The sequence below is a fragment of the Bradyrhizobium sp. SZCCHNS30572 genome (assembly GCF_032484415.1).
In the GTDB taxonomy this organism is placed as follows: domain Bacteria; phylum Pseudomonadota; class Alphaproteobacteria; order Rhizobiales; family Xanthobacteraceae; genus Bradyrhizobium.
The window spans coordinates 53,836-68,198 of the sequence record NZ_JAUESY010000015.1 but is presented as its reverse complement, the minus strand read 5'-3'; the positions used below and the strand labels follow the sequence as shown (position 1 = coordinate 68,198).

The 14,363-nt window shown below is 66.5% G+C and carries 15 protein-coding genes; 6 read left to right on the top strand and 9 right to left on the bottom strand.

Features of this window, described 5'->3' with window-relative positions; translation table 11 throughout:
• Nucleotides 1-117: 117 nt before the first annotated feature.
• The 3 genes from QX048_RS34455 to QX048_RS34445 are packed head-to-tail and all read right to left on the bottom strand — an operon-like array spanning nt 118 to nt 4,035.
• On the bottom strand, nt 118-1,311 hold the full coding sequence (locus tag QX048_RS34455; protein WP_315825448.1) for a nickel/cobalt transporter: 1,194 nt from the start codon (nt 1,309-1,311) through the stop codon (nt 118-120).
• The gene (locus QX048_RS34450; RefSeq protein WP_315825478.1) at nt 1,308-1,943 is read right to left on the bottom strand and encodes a DUF1007 family protein; all 636 of its coding nucleotides are present in this window, start codon (nt 1,941-1,943) and stop codon (nt 1,308-1,310) included. Before QX048_RS34450 ends, QX048_RS34455 begins: the two co-directional genes overlap by 4 nt.
• A gap of 10 nt (nt 1,944-1,953) precedes the next feature.
• On the bottom strand, nt 1,954-4,035 hold the full coding sequence (locus tag QX048_RS34445; RefSeq protein WP_315825449.1) for a M3 family metallopeptidase: 2,082 nt from the start codon (nt 4,033-4,035) through the stop codon (nt 1,954-1,956).
• A gap of 132 nt (nt 4,036-4,167) precedes the next feature.
• On the opposite strand from QX048_RS34445, the gene QX048_RS34440 reads away from it, so the two are divergent.
• The 6 genes from QX048_RS34440 (at nt 4,168) to QX048_RS34415 (ending at nt 9,152) form a co-directional block, all read left to right on the top strand.
• Nucleotides 4,168-4,428 (top strand): hypothetical protein, encoded by a 261-nt coding sequence (locus QX048_RS34440; RefSeq protein ID WP_315716541.1) that lies wholly within the window; start codon nt 4,168-4,170, stop codon nt 4,426-4,428.
• A 674-nt stretch (nt 4,429-5,102) separates the two neighbouring features.
• The gene (locus tag QX048_RS34435; protein ID WP_315716540.1) at nt 5,103-6,245 is read left to right on the top strand and encodes a type III PLP-dependent enzyme; all 1,143 of its coding nucleotides are present in this window, start codon (nt 5,103-5,105) and stop codon (nt 6,243-6,245) included.
• A 180-nt stretch (nt 6,246-6,425) separates the two neighbouring features.
• Nucleotides 6,426-7,019 carry an N-acetyltransferase gene (locus QX048_RS34430; protein ID WP_315825450.1) on the top strand — a complete coding sequence of 198 codons (594 nt, stop codon included), beginning with the start codon at nt 6,426-6,428 and terminating at the stop codon, nt 7,017-7,019.
• The gene (locus tag QX048_RS34425; RefSeq protein ID WP_315825480.1) at nt 7,016-7,168 is read left to right on the top strand and encodes a hypothetical protein; all 153 of its coding nucleotides are present in this window, start codon (nt 7,016-7,018) and stop codon (nt 7,166-7,168) included. Before QX048_RS34430 ends, QX048_RS34425 begins: the two co-directional genes overlap by 4 nt.
• Nucleotides 7,169-7,264: 96 nt before the next feature.
• Entirely contained in the window at nt 7,265-7,654 is a 390-nt protein-coding gene (locus QX048_RS34420) for a RidA family protein (protein ID WP_315716538.1), read from the top strand.
• Nucleotides 7,655-7,727: 73 nt separating this feature from the next.
• The gene (locus QX048_RS34415; RefSeq protein WP_315716537.1) at nt 7,728-9,152 is read left to right on the top strand and encodes a homospermidine synthase; all 1,425 of its coding nucleotides are present in this window, start codon (nt 7,728-7,730) and stop codon (nt 9,150-9,152) included.
• Nucleotides 9,153-9,310: 158 nt separating this feature from the next.
• On the opposite strand, the gene QX048_RS34410 is transcribed toward QX048_RS34415, so the two are convergent.
• The 6 genes from QX048_RS34410 to QX048_RS34385 all read right to left on the bottom strand — a co-directional run bounded on the left by QX048_RS34410 (nt 9,311) and on the right by QX048_RS34385 (nt 14,356).
• Nucleotides 9,311-9,631 carry a hypothetical protein gene (locus QX048_RS34410; protein WP_315825452.1) on the bottom strand — a complete coding sequence of 107 codons (321 nt, stop codon included), beginning with the start codon at nt 9,629-9,631 and terminating at the stop codon, nt 9,311-9,313.
• Nucleotides 9,632-9,717: 86 nt separating this feature from the next.
• A complete protein-coding gene (locus QX048_RS34405) occupies nt 9,718-10,737 on the bottom strand; it encodes a WD40 repeat domain-containing protein (protein WP_315716535.1) in 1,020 nt (339 codons plus the stop codon).
• Nucleotides 10,737-11,777 (bottom strand): CobW family GTP-binding protein, encoded by a 1,041-nt coding sequence (locus QX048_RS34400; protein WP_409977974.1) that lies wholly within the window; start codon nt 11,775-11,777, stop codon nt 10,737-10,739. Before QX048_RS34400 ends, QX048_RS34405 begins: the two co-directional genes overlap by 1 nt.
• Nucleotides 11,778-11,847: 70 nt before the next feature.
• A complete protein-coding gene (locus tag QX048_RS34395; RefSeq protein WP_315825453.1) occupies nt 11,848-12,723 on the bottom strand; it encodes a metal ABC transporter substrate-binding protein in 876 nt (291 codons plus the stop codon).
• Between the two features lie 11 nt (nt 12,724-12,734).
• A complete protein-coding gene (locus QX048_RS34390) occupies nt 12,735-13,607 on the bottom strand; it encodes a metal ABC transporter permease (RefSeq protein ID WP_409977973.1) in 873 nt (290 codons plus the stop codon).
• On the bottom strand, nt 13,604-14,356 hold the full coding sequence (locus tag QX048_RS34385; RefSeq protein ID WP_315825454.1) for an ABC transporter ATP-binding protein: 753 nt from the start codon (nt 14,354-14,356) through the stop codon (nt 13,604-13,606). Before QX048_RS34385 ends, QX048_RS34390 begins: the two co-directional genes overlap by 4 nt.
• Nucleotides 14,357-14,363: the final 7 nt, after the last annotated feature.

Here is a 14,363-nt window from a genome sequence, read left to right as displayed (position 1 = left end):
CGTGAATGCGCCCTCCCCCCTTGTGGGAGAGGGCATGTAGGACAGCGCGCTGCAGGGACTGGCCGCGGCATCGGGGTAAACATAGGGGACGGAAGCGAACAGCTCAGCCGCGCCCGCTCAGAAGCAGGTCGTGCGTTCCGCCGCGATGTAGCCCAGCAACAAGCCCGCGCCGAACAGCAGCACCAGACCGGCGGCGCCGAATTCCAGGCCGCGCATGATCAGGGCGCCGCCGCCCTCGCGGCCGGCGCTGAGCCGGCGGGCGACGTCCTTGGCGGCGACGGCGAGCACCGCGATGGTCGCGACGGTCACCGCCGTGCCCATGCCCATCACGAAGGTCGCGGCGACGCCGGCCCAGAACATGCCCTGGGCCAAGGCGAACACCAGCACGAGGATCGCGCCCGAGCACGGGCGGATGCCGGCGGCGAAGATCGCCTGAAAGCCGCGCTGCCAGCCGCCGGGACCGGCGAGTTCGCTCGGCGCGGGCCCGTGGGAATGGCCGCAACCGCAATCATCGCCGTGAACGTGATCGTGGTGGACGTGATCGTGAGCGGCGAAACCATGCGCCGCCGCAGCATGGGCGTGCGCATGATCGTGGTGATGATGATCGTGGCCGTGGTGGTCGTGACCATGATGGTCATGACCGTGATGATCATGATGAGGCGCGCGATGCTGGTGATCATGCGCATGGCTATGATCATGGGTCGACGGCTCCACCGCGGCCGCGGGCGCACCGGCCAGCGCCAATGCCGGCGCCGCCGGCTGCCAAGTGCGCAGGAACGCCGCGCCCTTGACCCAGACCAGGCGCGCGCCGAGCAGCGCGATCAGCCCGTAGCTCGCGATCTCCACCACCTTCTCGGCGCTGCACATCGTGGCCGCGGTGGCATTGAGCAGCACGGCGCCGATGCCGACGATGACGACCGCGACCAGCGCCTGCATCAGGCCCGAGGCGAACGACAGCACGATACCGCGCTTCGCCGTCTCCTGGTTGGCGACGAGATAGGACGCGATCACCGCCTTGCCGTGGCCGGGGCCCGCAGCATGAAAGATGCCGTAGGAGAACGAGATCGCGAGCAGCCACCACACCGCCGAGCCATCTTGCTTGGCCGAGCGGATCGCCCCCGACATCTGCCGGTAGAACTCCGACTGCTTGGTGAGCAGCCAGCCGACGATGCCGCCGACCTGCGGCTCGGCCGGCGCGCCGAACGGCGATTTGGCGAGCAGCACATGCGAGGCGGCGTCGGCGGCAACGAGCACAGCGACGATCGCGGCGCAGGTAAGGAGCGGTCGGGCAGAGCTGGGGCGAGGTGTCATGGACATTCCACTGAGATCTTGTTGGCGAAATTCATTCCGAAATTGGCGTTCGCCCCGCCGCTCAGGAATGTCTGTTCGTTCATGGTCTGCGCGACGGAGCCGCCGTCGCTCGGTCTCACCAGGCCGAACTTGCAGCCCGAGGGAGCGCTGACCAGCGTGACGGGATCCTTCTCCGCCATCTGGAAATCGATGAAATAGCTGGGATCGTAGACCTCGACCTGGAGCTGCTTCGGCTTCACCGGCGCCTTCAGCGGCAGGGTGAAGTGCAGGGTCAGCTTGGTGTCCTTGTATTCGAGGTAATAGTCGACGGGGTCCTCGAGCTTCTGCTTGCGCCCGTCGGCCTTGAGGAAGGTGAAGTAGGCATATTCCTTCAGCGACTCGGCGTTGGTCTGCGCCAGCGGCGCCAGCTCCTCGCGGGTGTAGACGCCCTTCTGCTTGGTCTCGAGGCCCTGCAGCGCATAGGTCGCGAACATGTCGTCGAAGGTCCAGGCGTGCCGCACGCCGGTCACCGAGCCATCGGCCGCATAGAGCAGCTGGCTGGTCGCGGTGACCCAGACATGCGGATGGGCGCTCGCCGCGCTCGCGCCGAGCACGAGCGTCAGCGCAGCGAGGACGAACCGGACCAGCGCCATCCCCTTCATCTCAAGCCGCCTTGGCAACGTCGAGCAGGCCGCGCCGGCGCAGCAGCGCGTCGGGCTCGGGCTCGCGGCCGCGGAAGGCGATGTAGGCCGCTTCCGGATCGACCGAGCCGCCGGAGGCGTAGACATTGTCGTGGAGCCGCTTGGCGACCGCCGGGTCGAAGATGTTGCCGGCTTCCTCGAAGGCGCCGAAGGCATCCGCATCCATCACCTCCGACCACATGTAGCTGTAATAGCCCGCCGCATAATGGTCTCCCGAGAAGATATGGCCGAATTGAGTCGGCCGGTGGCGCAGCGCGATCTCCGGCGGCATGCCGATCTTCTCCATCTCGGCCTTTTCGAAGGCGCGGACATCCTTGGAGGCCGCCGCCGGCTGGGTGTGGAACTCGAGGTCGATCAGCGCCGAGGAGACGAACTCGACGGTGGCAAAGCCCTGGTTGAAGCGGCGCGCGGCCAGGAAGCGGTCGAGCAGATCCTGCGGCAGCGGCTCGCCCGTCTGGTAGTGGCGCGCGAAGGTCTGCAGCACCTCGGGACGCTCCTGCCAGTGCTCGTAGAGCTGCGACGGCAGCTCGACGAAGTCGGTGAACACGGCAGTGCCCGACAGCGACGGATAGGTCACGTTGGACAGGATGCCGTGCAGGCCGTGGCCGAACTCGTGGAACAGCGTGCGGGCATCGTCCGGCGACAGCAGCGACGGCTGACCGTCGGCCCCCTTGGCGAAGTTGCAGACGTTGATGATCAAGGGCGCGGTGTCGCCGTCGAGCTTCTGCTGGTCGCGAAGCGAGGTCATCCAGGCGCCGGAGCGCTTCGACGAGCGGGCAAAGTAGTCGCCATAGAACAGCGCCTTGTGGCGGCCTCCCGCGTCCTTGATCTCCCAGACCCGGACGTCCGGATGCCAGACCGGGATGTCCTTGCGCTCGGCGAAGGTGATGCCGAACAGCCGGGTGGCGCAATCGAAGGCGGCCGCGATCATGTTGTCGAGCGAGAGATACGGCTTGATCGCGGCGTCGTCGAAGTTGGCCTTCGCCTGGCGCAGCTTCTCGGCGTAATAGCGCCAGTCCCAGGCCTCGAGCTTGAAGTTGCCGCCCTCCGCCGTGATCATCTCCTGCAGTTGATCGCGATCGGCCAGCGCCTTGGCGCGCGCCGGCTTCCAGACGCGCTCCAGCAGCCCGCGCACGGCCTCCGGCGTCTTCGCCATGGAATCCTCGAGGCGATAGGCGGCGAAGTTGGGAAAGCCCATGATCCTGGCGGCCTGCTCGCGCAGGGACAGGATCTCGCCGATGACGGCGTTGTTGTCGTTGGAATTGCCATTGTCGCCCCGCGCGGTGAAGGCCTTGAACACCTTCTCGCGCAGGTCGCGGCGGGCAGAGCTCTGCAGGAACGGCTCGACCGACGAGCGCGACAGGGTCACGATCGCCTTGCCGGGCATGCCGCGCTCATCCGCCGCAGCCTTGGCGGCAGCCACGAAGCTCTCGGACAGGCCGGCGCGGTCGTCCTCGCCGAGCTCGAGGTACCAGTCCTGCTCGTCACCGAGCACGTGGTGGCTGAAGGTGGTGCCGAGCTGGGCGAGCTTCTCGTTGATCTCGGCCATCCGCACCTTGTCGTCGTCCGAGAGGCCGGCGCCGGCACGGCGGAAGCGGGTGTAGGTGCGCTCCAGCAGCCGCTGCTCCTCACCGGTGAGCTTGAGGTCCTTGCGGTTGTCGTAGAGCAGCGCGATGCGGCCAAACAGCACGGCATTCATCATGATCGGGTTCCAGTGCCGCGCCATCCGCAGCGACACGTCCTTGTCGATCTCCAGAATCGCCGGGTTCGAATGCGCCGACACCAGATCGTAGAAGACAGCCGCGACCTTCGACAGCAGCTTGCCCGAGCGCTCCAGCGCCGTGATGGTGTTGGCGAAGTCCGGCTCGGCCGGATCATGGGTAATCGCGATGATTTCGGCGGCGTGGTCGGCGAAAGCGCGCTCGAAGGCCGGCAGGAAGTGCTCGGGTTTGATCGCGTCGAAGGGCGGTGTCTGGTGCGGGGTCTCCCAGGCCACGAGCAGCGGATTGGTCTGGGCGTCGATCACAGCGGTGGTGTCTGACATCGGCTGGGGTCCGTCCTCTCCCGGAAGTTCGATGCGCCCCCCATATCATGGAGCTGGCTCTTTTTGGGTCATTTCCCCTTGAAGGGCCGGGCCTTTTCGGAGAGATTGCGGCCCGCAACAGGACCCTGGACCATGAACGCAGAGACCACCTCCAAAGCCGGCCGCCAGATCGCCTGGCCGACCGTGATCACCGTCATCTCGGCGGCGATCCTGATCGGTGCCGAAGTGTTCGGTGCGGCCTTCGCCGGCGGCTGGGCGCTCGCGATTCTGTTCGGGCTCGGCGATGGCGGCGCGCACATCGTTCAGGCCGTGCTGTTCGCGATCGGCGTGTTCGTGATGATCGGCTTCATCCGCGGCGCGCAGCGCATCGAGCCGTTCACCAGGCGCGCGTAAACAGCGTAAAAACACTGTCCTGCAAGCGTGAGCGCGTTACGAAAGTTTAAGCTCGCTTAACGTTCGTTCAGAGATCAGCGCAGCATGTGTGTCGCGTAAGCACAGATTAGGGAAATCTTTCCCGGCGCCCAAAAATTCCTTGCGAACGAAATTCAAAACGCTTATTTCCGCTTCTGCCCAATTTCGCACGTGCCTGTGGTCGTGTGTCAGTCGGTAGGTATCCGGACAAGAGGCCGGACAGCCGCCAAGGGATGAGGAACCGAGGGGCCCTCGGATCGTTGCGATCAAGATCACCATGATCGAGATCGTCATACTCCAGAGCCCAGCATCTCTCTCAAGAGATGCCGCTGAAGGTCACCCCATCTTTTGCAACCGTGACTGGCAGCCGGAGGCGAACCGGCGCACCCCGCTCTCAACGGGGGACGCGACTTAAAGCAACGACGGATCGGGCTTTTTTGGTCTCTACCGGCAGTCCAAAGCCGGCGCGGGCTACTGAAAAGGCTTGTCCTTCATTGCCAGGTGTGCGGGCGGGAAATTCCCAACCAATCCACGGCAGCACAATTCGGCTACGGGTTCGAGGTTTTGTCGCCTTTCCATCGGGCGGCAACGCCAAGGCACCCGTGTCGGGATCATTTTGAACGGGTCTCCGTCGCTGGGGCCGTTTGGAGGGTGCTATGACCGAACGTATCCGGGAATTCCTGCGCAACCGCCGCGAGGAAGGTCTGGACCACGAGCCCTGTCTCGTCGTCGACCTCGAGATCGTGCGCGACAACTACATGAGCTTCGCTCGCGCGCTGCCGGACAGCCGCGTGTTCTATGCGGTCAAGGCCAACCCGGCGCCGGAAGTGCTGTCGCTGCTCGCCTCGCTCGGCTCGTCCTTCGACACGGCGACGGTCGCCGAGATCGAGATGGCGCTGGCCGCCGGCGCGACGCCTGACCGCATCTCCTATGGCAACACGATCAAGAAGGAGCGGGACATCGCGCGCGCCTATGCGCTCGGCATCCGCCTGTTCGCGGTCGACTGCGCCGCCGAGGTCGAGAAGATCGCGCGCGCAGCGCCCGGCGCCAAGGTGTTCTGCCGCATCCTGTACGATTGCGCCGGCGCCGAATGGCCCCTGTCGCGCAAGTTCGGCTGCGATCCGGAGATGGCTGTGGAAGTGCTGGACCTGGCCAAGCGGCTGGGCCTGGAGCCGTGCGGCATCTCGTTCCATGTCGGCTCGCAGCAGCGCAAGGTGAAGGCGTGGGACCGCGCGCTGGCGATGGCCTCGACGGTGTTCCGCGACTGCGCCGAGCGCGGCATCAACCTGACCATGGTCAACATGGGCGGGGGCTTCCCGACCAAGTACCTCAAGGACGTGCCGCCGGTCGTGCAGTACGGCCGCTCGATCTTCCGCGCGCTGCGCAAGCATTTCGGCAACCAGATCCCCGAGACGATCATCGAGCCGGGCCGCGGCATGGTCGGCAATGCCGGGATCATCGAGTCGGAAGTGGTGCTGATCTCGAAGAAGAGCGACGAGGACGAGCTGCGCTGGGTCTATCTCGACATCGGCAAGTTCGGCGGCCTCGCCGAGACGATGGACGAGTCGATCCGCTACGCGATCCGCACCCCGCATGAGGGCGCGGAGATGACCCCGTGCGTGCTCGCCGGCCCGACCTGCGATTCGGCCGACGTGATGTACGAGAAGCTGCCGTATCCGCTGCCGGTGACGCTCTCGATCGGCGACAAGGTGCTGATCGAGGGGACCGGGGCCTATACGTCGACCTACGCGTCGGTGGCCTTCAACGGCATCCCCCCACTGAAGACCTATCACATCTGACCTGGCTGCCCTCGCCACCCGAGCGCGGGTGAGACCGGCAAGAGGCTCGGGTGGGGCGTTCCCCCACCCCGACCCTCCCCCGCAAGCGGGGGAGGGAGCGATAGACCGTCACCTTCAACCTGACATCACGTGTTTGCGCGCGGGCGAAGGCTTGCCGCGCAGGCCGAGGACTGACGTGCCATGACCGCTTTTCGCATCCCTTCGACTGCGCCCTCTCGGACTGCCGCTCCGTTCGTGATCCGCAGCGAACGGGCCTCCGACGTCGCAGCGCGCGAGACGCTGCTCGACCTGTGCTTTGGCGAGAATCGCCATGAGCGCACCTGCCAGCGCCTGCGCGACGGACGCGCGCCCGCCGCGGGCCTCGCTTTGTCGGCGGTGCGCGGCGGCGCGCTGGTAGGAACGCTGCGGTTGTGGCACGTCAGCGCCGGCGGACGCGACGCGCTGATGCTGGGGCCGCTGGCGGTCGCGGCCGAGGCGCGCCGTCTCGGCGTTGGCGCTGCACTGATGAATGCCGCGCTGATGATCGCGGCGTCGCGCGGCCATGGCGCCGTGATCCTGCTCGGCGATGCGCCCTATTACGCCCGCTTCGGCTTCTCGGTCGCGCAGACCGCCGCGCTGGAGCTGCCCGGCCCGTTCGAACGCGCGCGGCTGCTCGGGCTCGAGCTGGTCGAAGGCGCGCTGGACGGCGCGTCGGGCATGATCGTCGCGACCGGCGCTGCCGAACGCAAGGCCCGCCGCTCGCGTCGCGAGCGGCCGCTGCGATGCGCAGCGTGAAGACCAGGGCGGCGACAGCGCCGCAGCGGCGGACACTGCTGCCGACGCTCCTGCTGATCCTGCTCGGGATCATGATCGTCCGCGACATCGTGGTCAGGCGCTGGTCCAGCACGCCGCCCGCCGGACCTGACGTCACCCGCCCGCGTTAGGCATGCCGGCAGGCCGCGTCCTGCCCGCCCCGCCAGGGGTTGCGCAGGTGCAGCAAAAGCTCTTTAACCCCCGAAAATCCCCCCACGAGGTCCGCCATGTCCCGCCGCCTGATCTCTACCGGATCACCGTTCGAGAAGACCGCCGGCTACAGCCGCGCCGTCATCGATGGCGACTTCGCCTTCGTCGCCGGCACCACCGGCTATGACTACACCACCATGACGATGCCGGCCGATGTCACGAGCCAGTCACGCAACTGCTTCAAGACCATCGCCGCTGCCCTGCAGGAGGGCGGCTTCGAGATGGCCGATATCGTCCGCGCGACCTACTACCTCACCGACGTCAACGACGCCGATGCCCATTTTGCGGTCTGCGGCGAAGTCCTCGGCGACATCCGCCCCGCCGCAACGCTGCTGGTCGTCGCGGCGCTGCTCAAGCCGGAGATGAAGGTGGAAATCGAAGTCACCGCCAAGCGCCGCAGCCGCTAACGCGGCGCGGCATCCGAGGGCGGCGCGCCGCCTGAATCCATCCATCCCACGCACCTTTCGCGGAGAACCATTCATGAGCTCGCAGATCCACGCGAAGATCACCGGCCCCATCGTGATGATCGGCTTCGGCTCGATCGGCAAGGGCACCCTGCCCCTGATCGAACGCCATTTCGACTACGACAAGAGCCGCTTCGTCATCATCGATCCGCATGACGACGGCGCGCTGGCGAAGAAGCATGGCGTCCGCTTCATCCAGCAGGGCGTGACCCGCGACAATTACCGCGAGCTGCTGGTGCCGTTGCTGACCGCGGGCGGCGGCCAGGGCTTCTGCGTGAACCTGTCGGTCGACACCTCCTCGGTCGACCTCATGACGATGTGCCGCGAGATCGGCGCGCTCTACATCGACACCGTCGTCGAGCCGTGGGCCGGCTTCTATTTCGACAAGCAGATGGGGGTCGAGCAGCGCTCCAACTACGCGCTGCGCGAGACGCTGCTCGCCGCCCGCCGCAAGAGCCCCGGCGGCACCACCGCCGTCTCGACCTGCGGCGCCAATCCCGGCATGGTGTCCTGGTTCGTCAAGCAGGCGCTGCTCGACATCGCCAAGGACACCAAGACCGAGATCGTCGAGCCGAAGAGCCGCGAGGGCTGGGCGCAGCTGATGCAGAAGCTCGGCGTCAAGGGCGTCCACATCGCGGAGCGTGACACGCAGCGCTCCAGGAATCCGAAGCCGATGGACGTGTTCGTCAACACCTGGTCGGTCGAGGGCTTCGTCTCGGAGGGCATGCAGCCGGCCGAGCTCGGCTGGGGCACGCACGAGACATGGATGCCGGAGAACGGCCGCCGCCACAGCGAAGGCTGCGGTGCCGCGATCTATCTGCTGCAGCCGGGCGCCAATACCCGCGTGCGCTCGTGGTGTCCGACGCCGGGCGCGCAATACGGCTTCCTGGTGACCCACAATGAGTCGATCTCGATCGCCGACTACTACACCGTGCGCGACGGCGACAAGGTGGTGTACCGCCCGACCTGCCACTACGCCTATCACCCGGCCAATGACGCGGTGCTGTCGCTACACGAGATCTTCGGCGCCACCGGCAAGATGCAGGGGAAGTGGCACATCCTCGACGAGAACGAGATCGTCGACGGCATCGACGAACTCGGCGTGCTGCTCTACGGCCACGGCAAGAACGCCTATTGGTACGGCTCGCAGCTCTCGATCGAGGAGACCCGCCGCATCGCGCCGTACCAGAACGCGACCGGCATGCAGGTGTCATCCGCCGTGCTCGCCGGCATGGTGTGGGCGCTGGAAAACCCGACCGCCGGCATCGTCGAGGCCGACGAGATGGACTTCCGCCGCTGCCTCGAGATCCAGTCGCCCTATCTCGGCCCGGTGAAGGGCTACTACACGGATTGGACCCCGCTGAACGACCGCCCGGGGCTTTTCCCGGAGGATATCGACACGTCCGATCCGTGGCAGTTCCGGAACATCCTGGTGCGATGACTGGCTGGGCCGCACTCTCTCCTCCGTCATGGCCGGGCTTGACCCGGCCATCCACGAAGCCGCGCAGTTGAACGACGTGGATGCCCGGGACAAGCCCGGGCATGACGACGTGGAAGCAGCACGCGAACTCTCTCGCGCTCTGCCGTTGCTACAGCGAGCTACTTCCGCTCCATCGTCGGCGCGATCTTCTCGGCCGGGGCCGGCGGCAGCGCCGGCTTGGCGCCTTCCTTTTGAGCTTCCACGTCAGGGCGCGCGGGCTCTGGCGCCGGCGTCGTCGGGCGCGTGCCGCCGGGCTTGGACTCGGCCGGGGTCGCTGACGGTTCAGGCGAGGCCGAGGGCGTCGCCTGCGCAATCTGGTCGAGGTGATTGGCCTTGATCTCGGTCAGCGAGACCACGGCCACGAGCACGCCGAGGACGAACAGGCCCGCCGCCAGCAGTATGTCCCGGCGCAACGTCTGTTTGCTGTTGATCGAGGCCATGGCTTGTCATCCGCATCCTATGTGTGCGGAACAACGGTCACGCGCCTGCGAGGTTCCATCGGGGTCTGCGCCGCCCCAGTGCCTCATCAGAGCCGCAGCAGCCCGGCCTCGCCGCTTTCATCGGAGAAAGCGAGCCACGTTCCCGCGGCATTCCAGCCCAGCGCCACGATCGGCGGCGTCTCGTTCCGCCGCACCAGGATCTCGGCGCCGTCCTGCATCCGCACCATCAGCACGGTGCCGTCCTCGTAGCCGCAGGCCAGGATGTCCTGCTTGGGATGGCAGGCGACCGCGGTGACCTTGGCCTTCATCGGCGCCAGCATCGCGGGCTCCTTGCCCATCGGGCCGTCCTTGCCGACGAACGGCCAGAGGATGACCATGTCGGCACCCGAGGTCGCCAGGAAACGGCCGCCGCTGCCCCAGGACATCGACTTCACCCGCGAGGGGTAGCCGGTCATCCGCATGTGCCTGCTATCAGCGAGCCGCCAGCCATGCAGCGCCGGCTCGTGCATCGCGGTGACCAGGAACTTGTTGTCCGGGCTGAAGGTGACGGCGTGATGCGAGCCGGCCCAGCCTAAAAATTCCGGCTCGCCCGCCATGTTGGGAAACCACAAGGTGGCGCCGTTGTAGTGCGCGATCGCAAGCCGCAGGCCCTTCGGCGCGAACGCAAGTCCGCCCGCGGTCGACGGCACCTCGAGCGACTTCTCCTCGCCCTTGGGCTGACGCACGAACGCGGTCTTGCCCACCGACCAGGCGATCGCACCATCCGGATGAAGGGCGACGTTGTCGATCCAGCGCCGCTTCGGATCGGTCACGAGCACGCTGACGCTGCCCGCCTTGTCGAGCGACGAGACCTTGCCGTCATCGCCGCCGATCAGGATGCGCGATCCGTCCGACACCGCCGACAGGATGCCGCCGCCGGTGACATCCACCTTGCTGATCTCGCCGTCGCCGTCGACGACAGCGACACTCTCCTCGGTGCCGACGAAGGCGGCGCGATCGCCGAGATAGTGCACGGCCGTGACGGCCATGCCGAGCGAGACCGGCTTCACCTTGTCGGTGACGGAGACGATCGATGCGGCCTCGCCGCCCTGGTCGAACGACGTCATCAGGTCACGATGCAGCGTTCGAAGCCTTCGCGGATGGCGTCTTCCGGCAGCTCGCGGCCGATGAAGACGACGCGGCTCTGGCGCGCCTCGTCGGGCTTCCACTTCCGCTGATGATCGCCTTCGAGCATCATGTGCACGCCCTGGAAGACGTAGCGGTCGTCATCGTCCTGGAACGACAGGATGCCCTTGGAGCGCAAGATCTTGCCGCCCTCGGTCTGCACCAGGTTCTGCAGCCACGGCATGAATTTCGACGGATCGAGCGGCTTGTCGGAGCGCAGCGACAGCGACTGCATCTCCTCGTCGTGATAGTGCTTCAGGCCGTGATCGTGATGATGATGGTGATCATGGCCATGGTCGTGATCATGGTGGTGATGATCGTGATCGTCGCCCGCTTCGAGGAATTGCGGCTCGATCTCCAGAATGCGGTCGAGATCGAACGCGCCGCGCTCCAGCACATCCGCGATCGCGATCTGGCAGCGCTCGGTGCGATGCAGCTTTGCGTAGGGGTTGATGGCGCGGATGCGCGCCTCGACCTCGGCGAGCTCCGGCTTGGTGACGAGGTCTGTCTTGTTGAGCACGATGACGTCGGCAAACGCGATCTGGTTCTTCGCCTCCGGCGCATCCTTGAGCCGGTCCGAGAGCCACTTCGCGTCGGCCACCGTCACGACCGCGTCGAGCCGCGCGTTCTTCTGCACGTCCTCGTCGACGAAGAAGGTCTGCGCCACCGGCGCCGGATCGGCGAGCCCCGTGGTCTCGACGATGATCGCGTCGAACTTGCCCTTGCGGCGCATCAGGCCGGAGATGATGCGCACGAGATCGCCGCGCACGGTGCAGCAGATGCAGCCATTGTTCATCTCGAACACTTCCTCATCGGCGCCGACGATGAGGTCGTTGTCGATGCCGATCTCGCCGAATTCGTTGACGATGACGGCGTACTTCTTGCCGTGGTCTTCCGAGAGGATGCGGTTCAGAAGCGTGGTCTTGCCGGCCCCGAGATAGCCGGTCAGGACCGTCACTGGTGTCTTGCTCGCGTCGGACATGCTCACTCCGAAAACCTCAGATCGCGTCGAAAATGGCTCAAAAGCGCACTACCGCGAGGGCTCGAGAACCCTAACGGACCAGCGCGCTCGTCAGGGCCCTTATATTGTGCCTGACCATGGCAATGTAAGTGGGAACGGGGCCCTTTTCCTCGCTCAGGGCATCGGAATACAGCGTGCCGCCGATCTTCGCGCCGGTCTCGGCGGCGATCCGGCCGACCAGCCGGTCGTCGTTGAAATTCTCCAGGAAGACGGCCGGAATCCCCGCTTTTTTCACTTGGCGGATGATCTCGGCGACGTCGCGGGCCGACGGCTCGGTCTCGGTGGAGACGCCGAGCGGGGCGATGAACTGGACGCCATAGGCATCGGCGAAATAACCGAAGGCGTCATGGGTCGAGATCACCTTGCGCCGCTCGGCCGGGATCTTGTCGATCTCGGCGCGGACCTCGCGGTCGAGTGCATCGAGCTCGCCGAGATAGCGTTCCGCATTGGCCTTGAAGACCTCCGCGTCTGCGGGGGCGGCCGCGACCAGCGCATCGCGGATGTTCTTGACATAGACCTTGGCATTGCCGACCGACTGCCAGGCATGCGGATCGGCATCCGAGCCGCGCTTGCGTGGGGTGATGCCCTGAGTGGCGACGACGATCGGCGCCTTGCTGCCGGAGGCCTGCTGCAGCCGCGGCAGCCAGCCCTCCAGCCCGAGGCCGTTGACGATCAGGAGCTGCGCGGCGCCGACATCCTTCGCATCATGCGGCGTCGGCGTGTAGACGTGCACGTCGCTGTCCGGCCCGACCAGCGAGGCGACATTGACCTTGTCGCCGCCGACCTGGCGGACGAAGTCGGCGAGGATCGAGAAGCTGGTGACGACGTTCAGCCGGGTCTCGGCCGATGCGGGGACGATCAGAACAAGGCCAAACAGCAGGCTCAGCGCGGACAACAGGCGTTTCATGGGCATCGACTTCAGGCTTCGAGGTGGCGTCCCGGAAACAGTTGCGGAAGCACGCCGCCCACGCGTCCGAACAGCACCGAGGCGAGATAGAGCAAGGACGCGACCAGGATGATCGCAGGCCCCGAGGGAATGCGGGTCTGGAACGACAGCACCAGCCCGACATAGCCGGAGACGATCGCAGAGGCGACCGCGATGCAGATCATCGGCGTGACGTCGCGCGACCAGAACCGGGCGATCCCCGCCGGCAGGATCATCAGGCCGACCGCAAGCAAGGTGCCGAGCGCCTGGAAGCCGTTGACGAGGTTGACGACGATCAGGGCGAGGAAGATCAGATGCGCCGGCGCACCGGCGCGGCTCACGGTGCGCAGGAACAAGGGATCGACGCTCTCGACGACCAGCGGGCGGTAGATCACGGCGAGCACGACGAGCGTGATGGTGGCGTTGGTCGCGACCATCAGCAAGGTCGGGTCGTCCATCGCCAGGATGTTGCCGAACAGCACGTGCAAGAGATCGACGTTGGTGCCCTTGACCGAGACGATGGTGACGCCGATCGCCAGTGACGCCAGATAGAAGGTCGCGAGCGACGCGTCCTCCTTCAACCCGGTCGAGCGCGAGACGAGGCCCGATAGCAGCGCCACGGCAAAGCCGGCGATCAGGCCGCCGGTCGTCATCGCAAACAAATTGAGACCCGACAGCAGGAAACCGATCGCCGCGCCGGGAAGAATCGCATGTGCCATGGCGTCGCCGACCAGGCTCATGCGCCTGAGCATCAGGAAGACGCCGATCGGTCCGGAGCCGAGCGACAGCGCGATGACCGCGGCGAGCGCGCGGCGCATGAACTCGAAATCCGAGAACGGAGCGAACAGCACCTCGCGCAGCATCATGCCGCCTTGGAGGCTTGCGCCGGCACGCAGGGCGCGGCGGCATCGTCGAACGCCTCGCACATCCGACGCGCCTGCGACAGATTGTCGGCGGTCAGCACCTCCGCCGTCGGTCCCCAGGCCACGGCCTCGCGCGCCAGCAGCAGGGTCTGCGGGAAATGCGCGCGCACCATGTCCATGTCGTGCAGCGCCGCCAGCACGGTGCGCCGCTCGCCATGCCAGTGCTCGATCAGTTGCAGAAGGTCGGCCGAGGTCTTCGTGTCCATCGCATTGAACGGCTCGTCGAGCACGATCACGCGGGCATCCTGCAGCAGCACGCGCGCGAACAGCATGCGCTGCATCTGGCCGCCCGAGAGCGTGCCAATGCCGCGACCCTCGAAGCCGGTGAGGCCGACGGCCGCGATCGCCTGCGCGATCTTCTCGCGCGCGGCCGCGCCGATGCCGCCGAACATGCCGGTGCTGCGCCACAGTCCGGTGCTGACGAAATCGAACACCGAGATCGGGAAGGAGCGGTCGATATCGGCGATCTGCGGCAGATAGGCGATTTCGCGCGGCTTCAGGCCGGCCGCGGCGATGGTGCCGGCGAGCGGCTTCAACAGCCCGACGATGCCGCGAAACAGCGTCGACTTGCCGGCGCCGTTGGGGCCGACCACGGCGAGCAGCGCCCCTGTCGCGACCTCACCGGTAAGGTGATGCACGGCGGGGTGGCGGTCGTAGCCCAGGGTCACGTCGCGGAATTGCAGCTGGGCCATGACCGTC

What these genes read in the sequence shown, in the direction of transcription:
- QX048_RS34455 (WP_315825448.1), bottom strand. Translation starts at nt 1,311, where the DNA reads ATGACACCTCGCCCCAGCTCTGCCCGACCGCTCCTTACCTGCGCCGCG.
- QX048_RS34450 (WP_315825478.1), bottom strand. Translation starts at nt 1,943, where the DNA reads ATGGCGCTGGTCCGGTTCGTCCTCGCTGCGCTGACGCTCGTGCTCGGC.
- QX048_RS34445 (WP_315825449.1), bottom strand. Translation starts at nt 4,035, where the DNA reads ATGTCAGACACCACCGCTGTGATCGACGCCCAGACCAATCCGCTGCTC.
- QX048_RS34440 (WP_315716541.1), top strand. Translation starts at nt 4,168, where the DNA reads ATGAACGCAGAGACCACCTCCAAAGCCGGCCGCCAGATCGCCTGGCCG.
- QX048_RS34435 (WP_315716540.1), top strand. Translation starts at nt 5,103, where the DNA reads ATGACCGAACGTATCCGGGAATTCCTGCGCAACCGCCGCGAGGAAGGT.
- QX048_RS34430 (WP_315825450.1), top strand. Translation starts at nt 6,426, where the DNA reads ATGACCGCTTTTCGCATCCCTTCGACTGCGCCCTCTCGGACTGCCGCT.
- QX048_RS34420 (WP_315716538.1), top strand. Translation starts at nt 7,265, where the DNA reads ATGTCCCGCCGCCTGATCTCTACCGGATCACCGTTCGAGAAGACCGCC.
- QX048_RS34415 (WP_315716537.1), top strand. Translation starts at nt 7,728, where the DNA reads ATGAGCTCGCAGATCCACGCGAAGATCACCGGCCCCATCGTGATGATC.
- QX048_RS34410 (WP_315825452.1), bottom strand. Translation starts at nt 9,631, where the DNA reads ATGGCCTCGATCAACAGCAAACAGACGTTGCGCCGGGACATACTGCTG.
- QX048_RS34405 (WP_315716535.1), bottom strand. Translation starts at nt 10,737, where the DNA reads ATGACGTCGTTCGACCAGGGCGGCGAGGCCGCATCGATCGTCTCCGTC.
- QX048_RS34400 (WP_409977974.1), bottom strand. Translation starts at nt 11,777, where the DNA reads ATGTCCGACGCGAGCAAGACACCAGTGACGGTCCTGACCGGCTATCTC.
- QX048_RS34395 (WP_315825453.1), bottom strand. Translation starts at nt 12,723, where the DNA reads ATGAAACGCCTGTTGTCCGCGCTGAGCCTGCTGTTTGGCCTTGTTCTG.
- QX048_RS34390 (WP_409977973.1), bottom strand. Translation starts at nt 13,607, where the DNA reads ATGATGCTGCGCGAGGTGCTGTTCGCTCCGTTCTCGGATTTCGAGTTC.
- QX048_RS34385 (WP_315825454.1), bottom strand. Translation starts at nt 14,356, where the DNA reads ATGGCCCAGCTGCAATTCCGCGACGTGACCCTGGGCTACGACCGCCAC.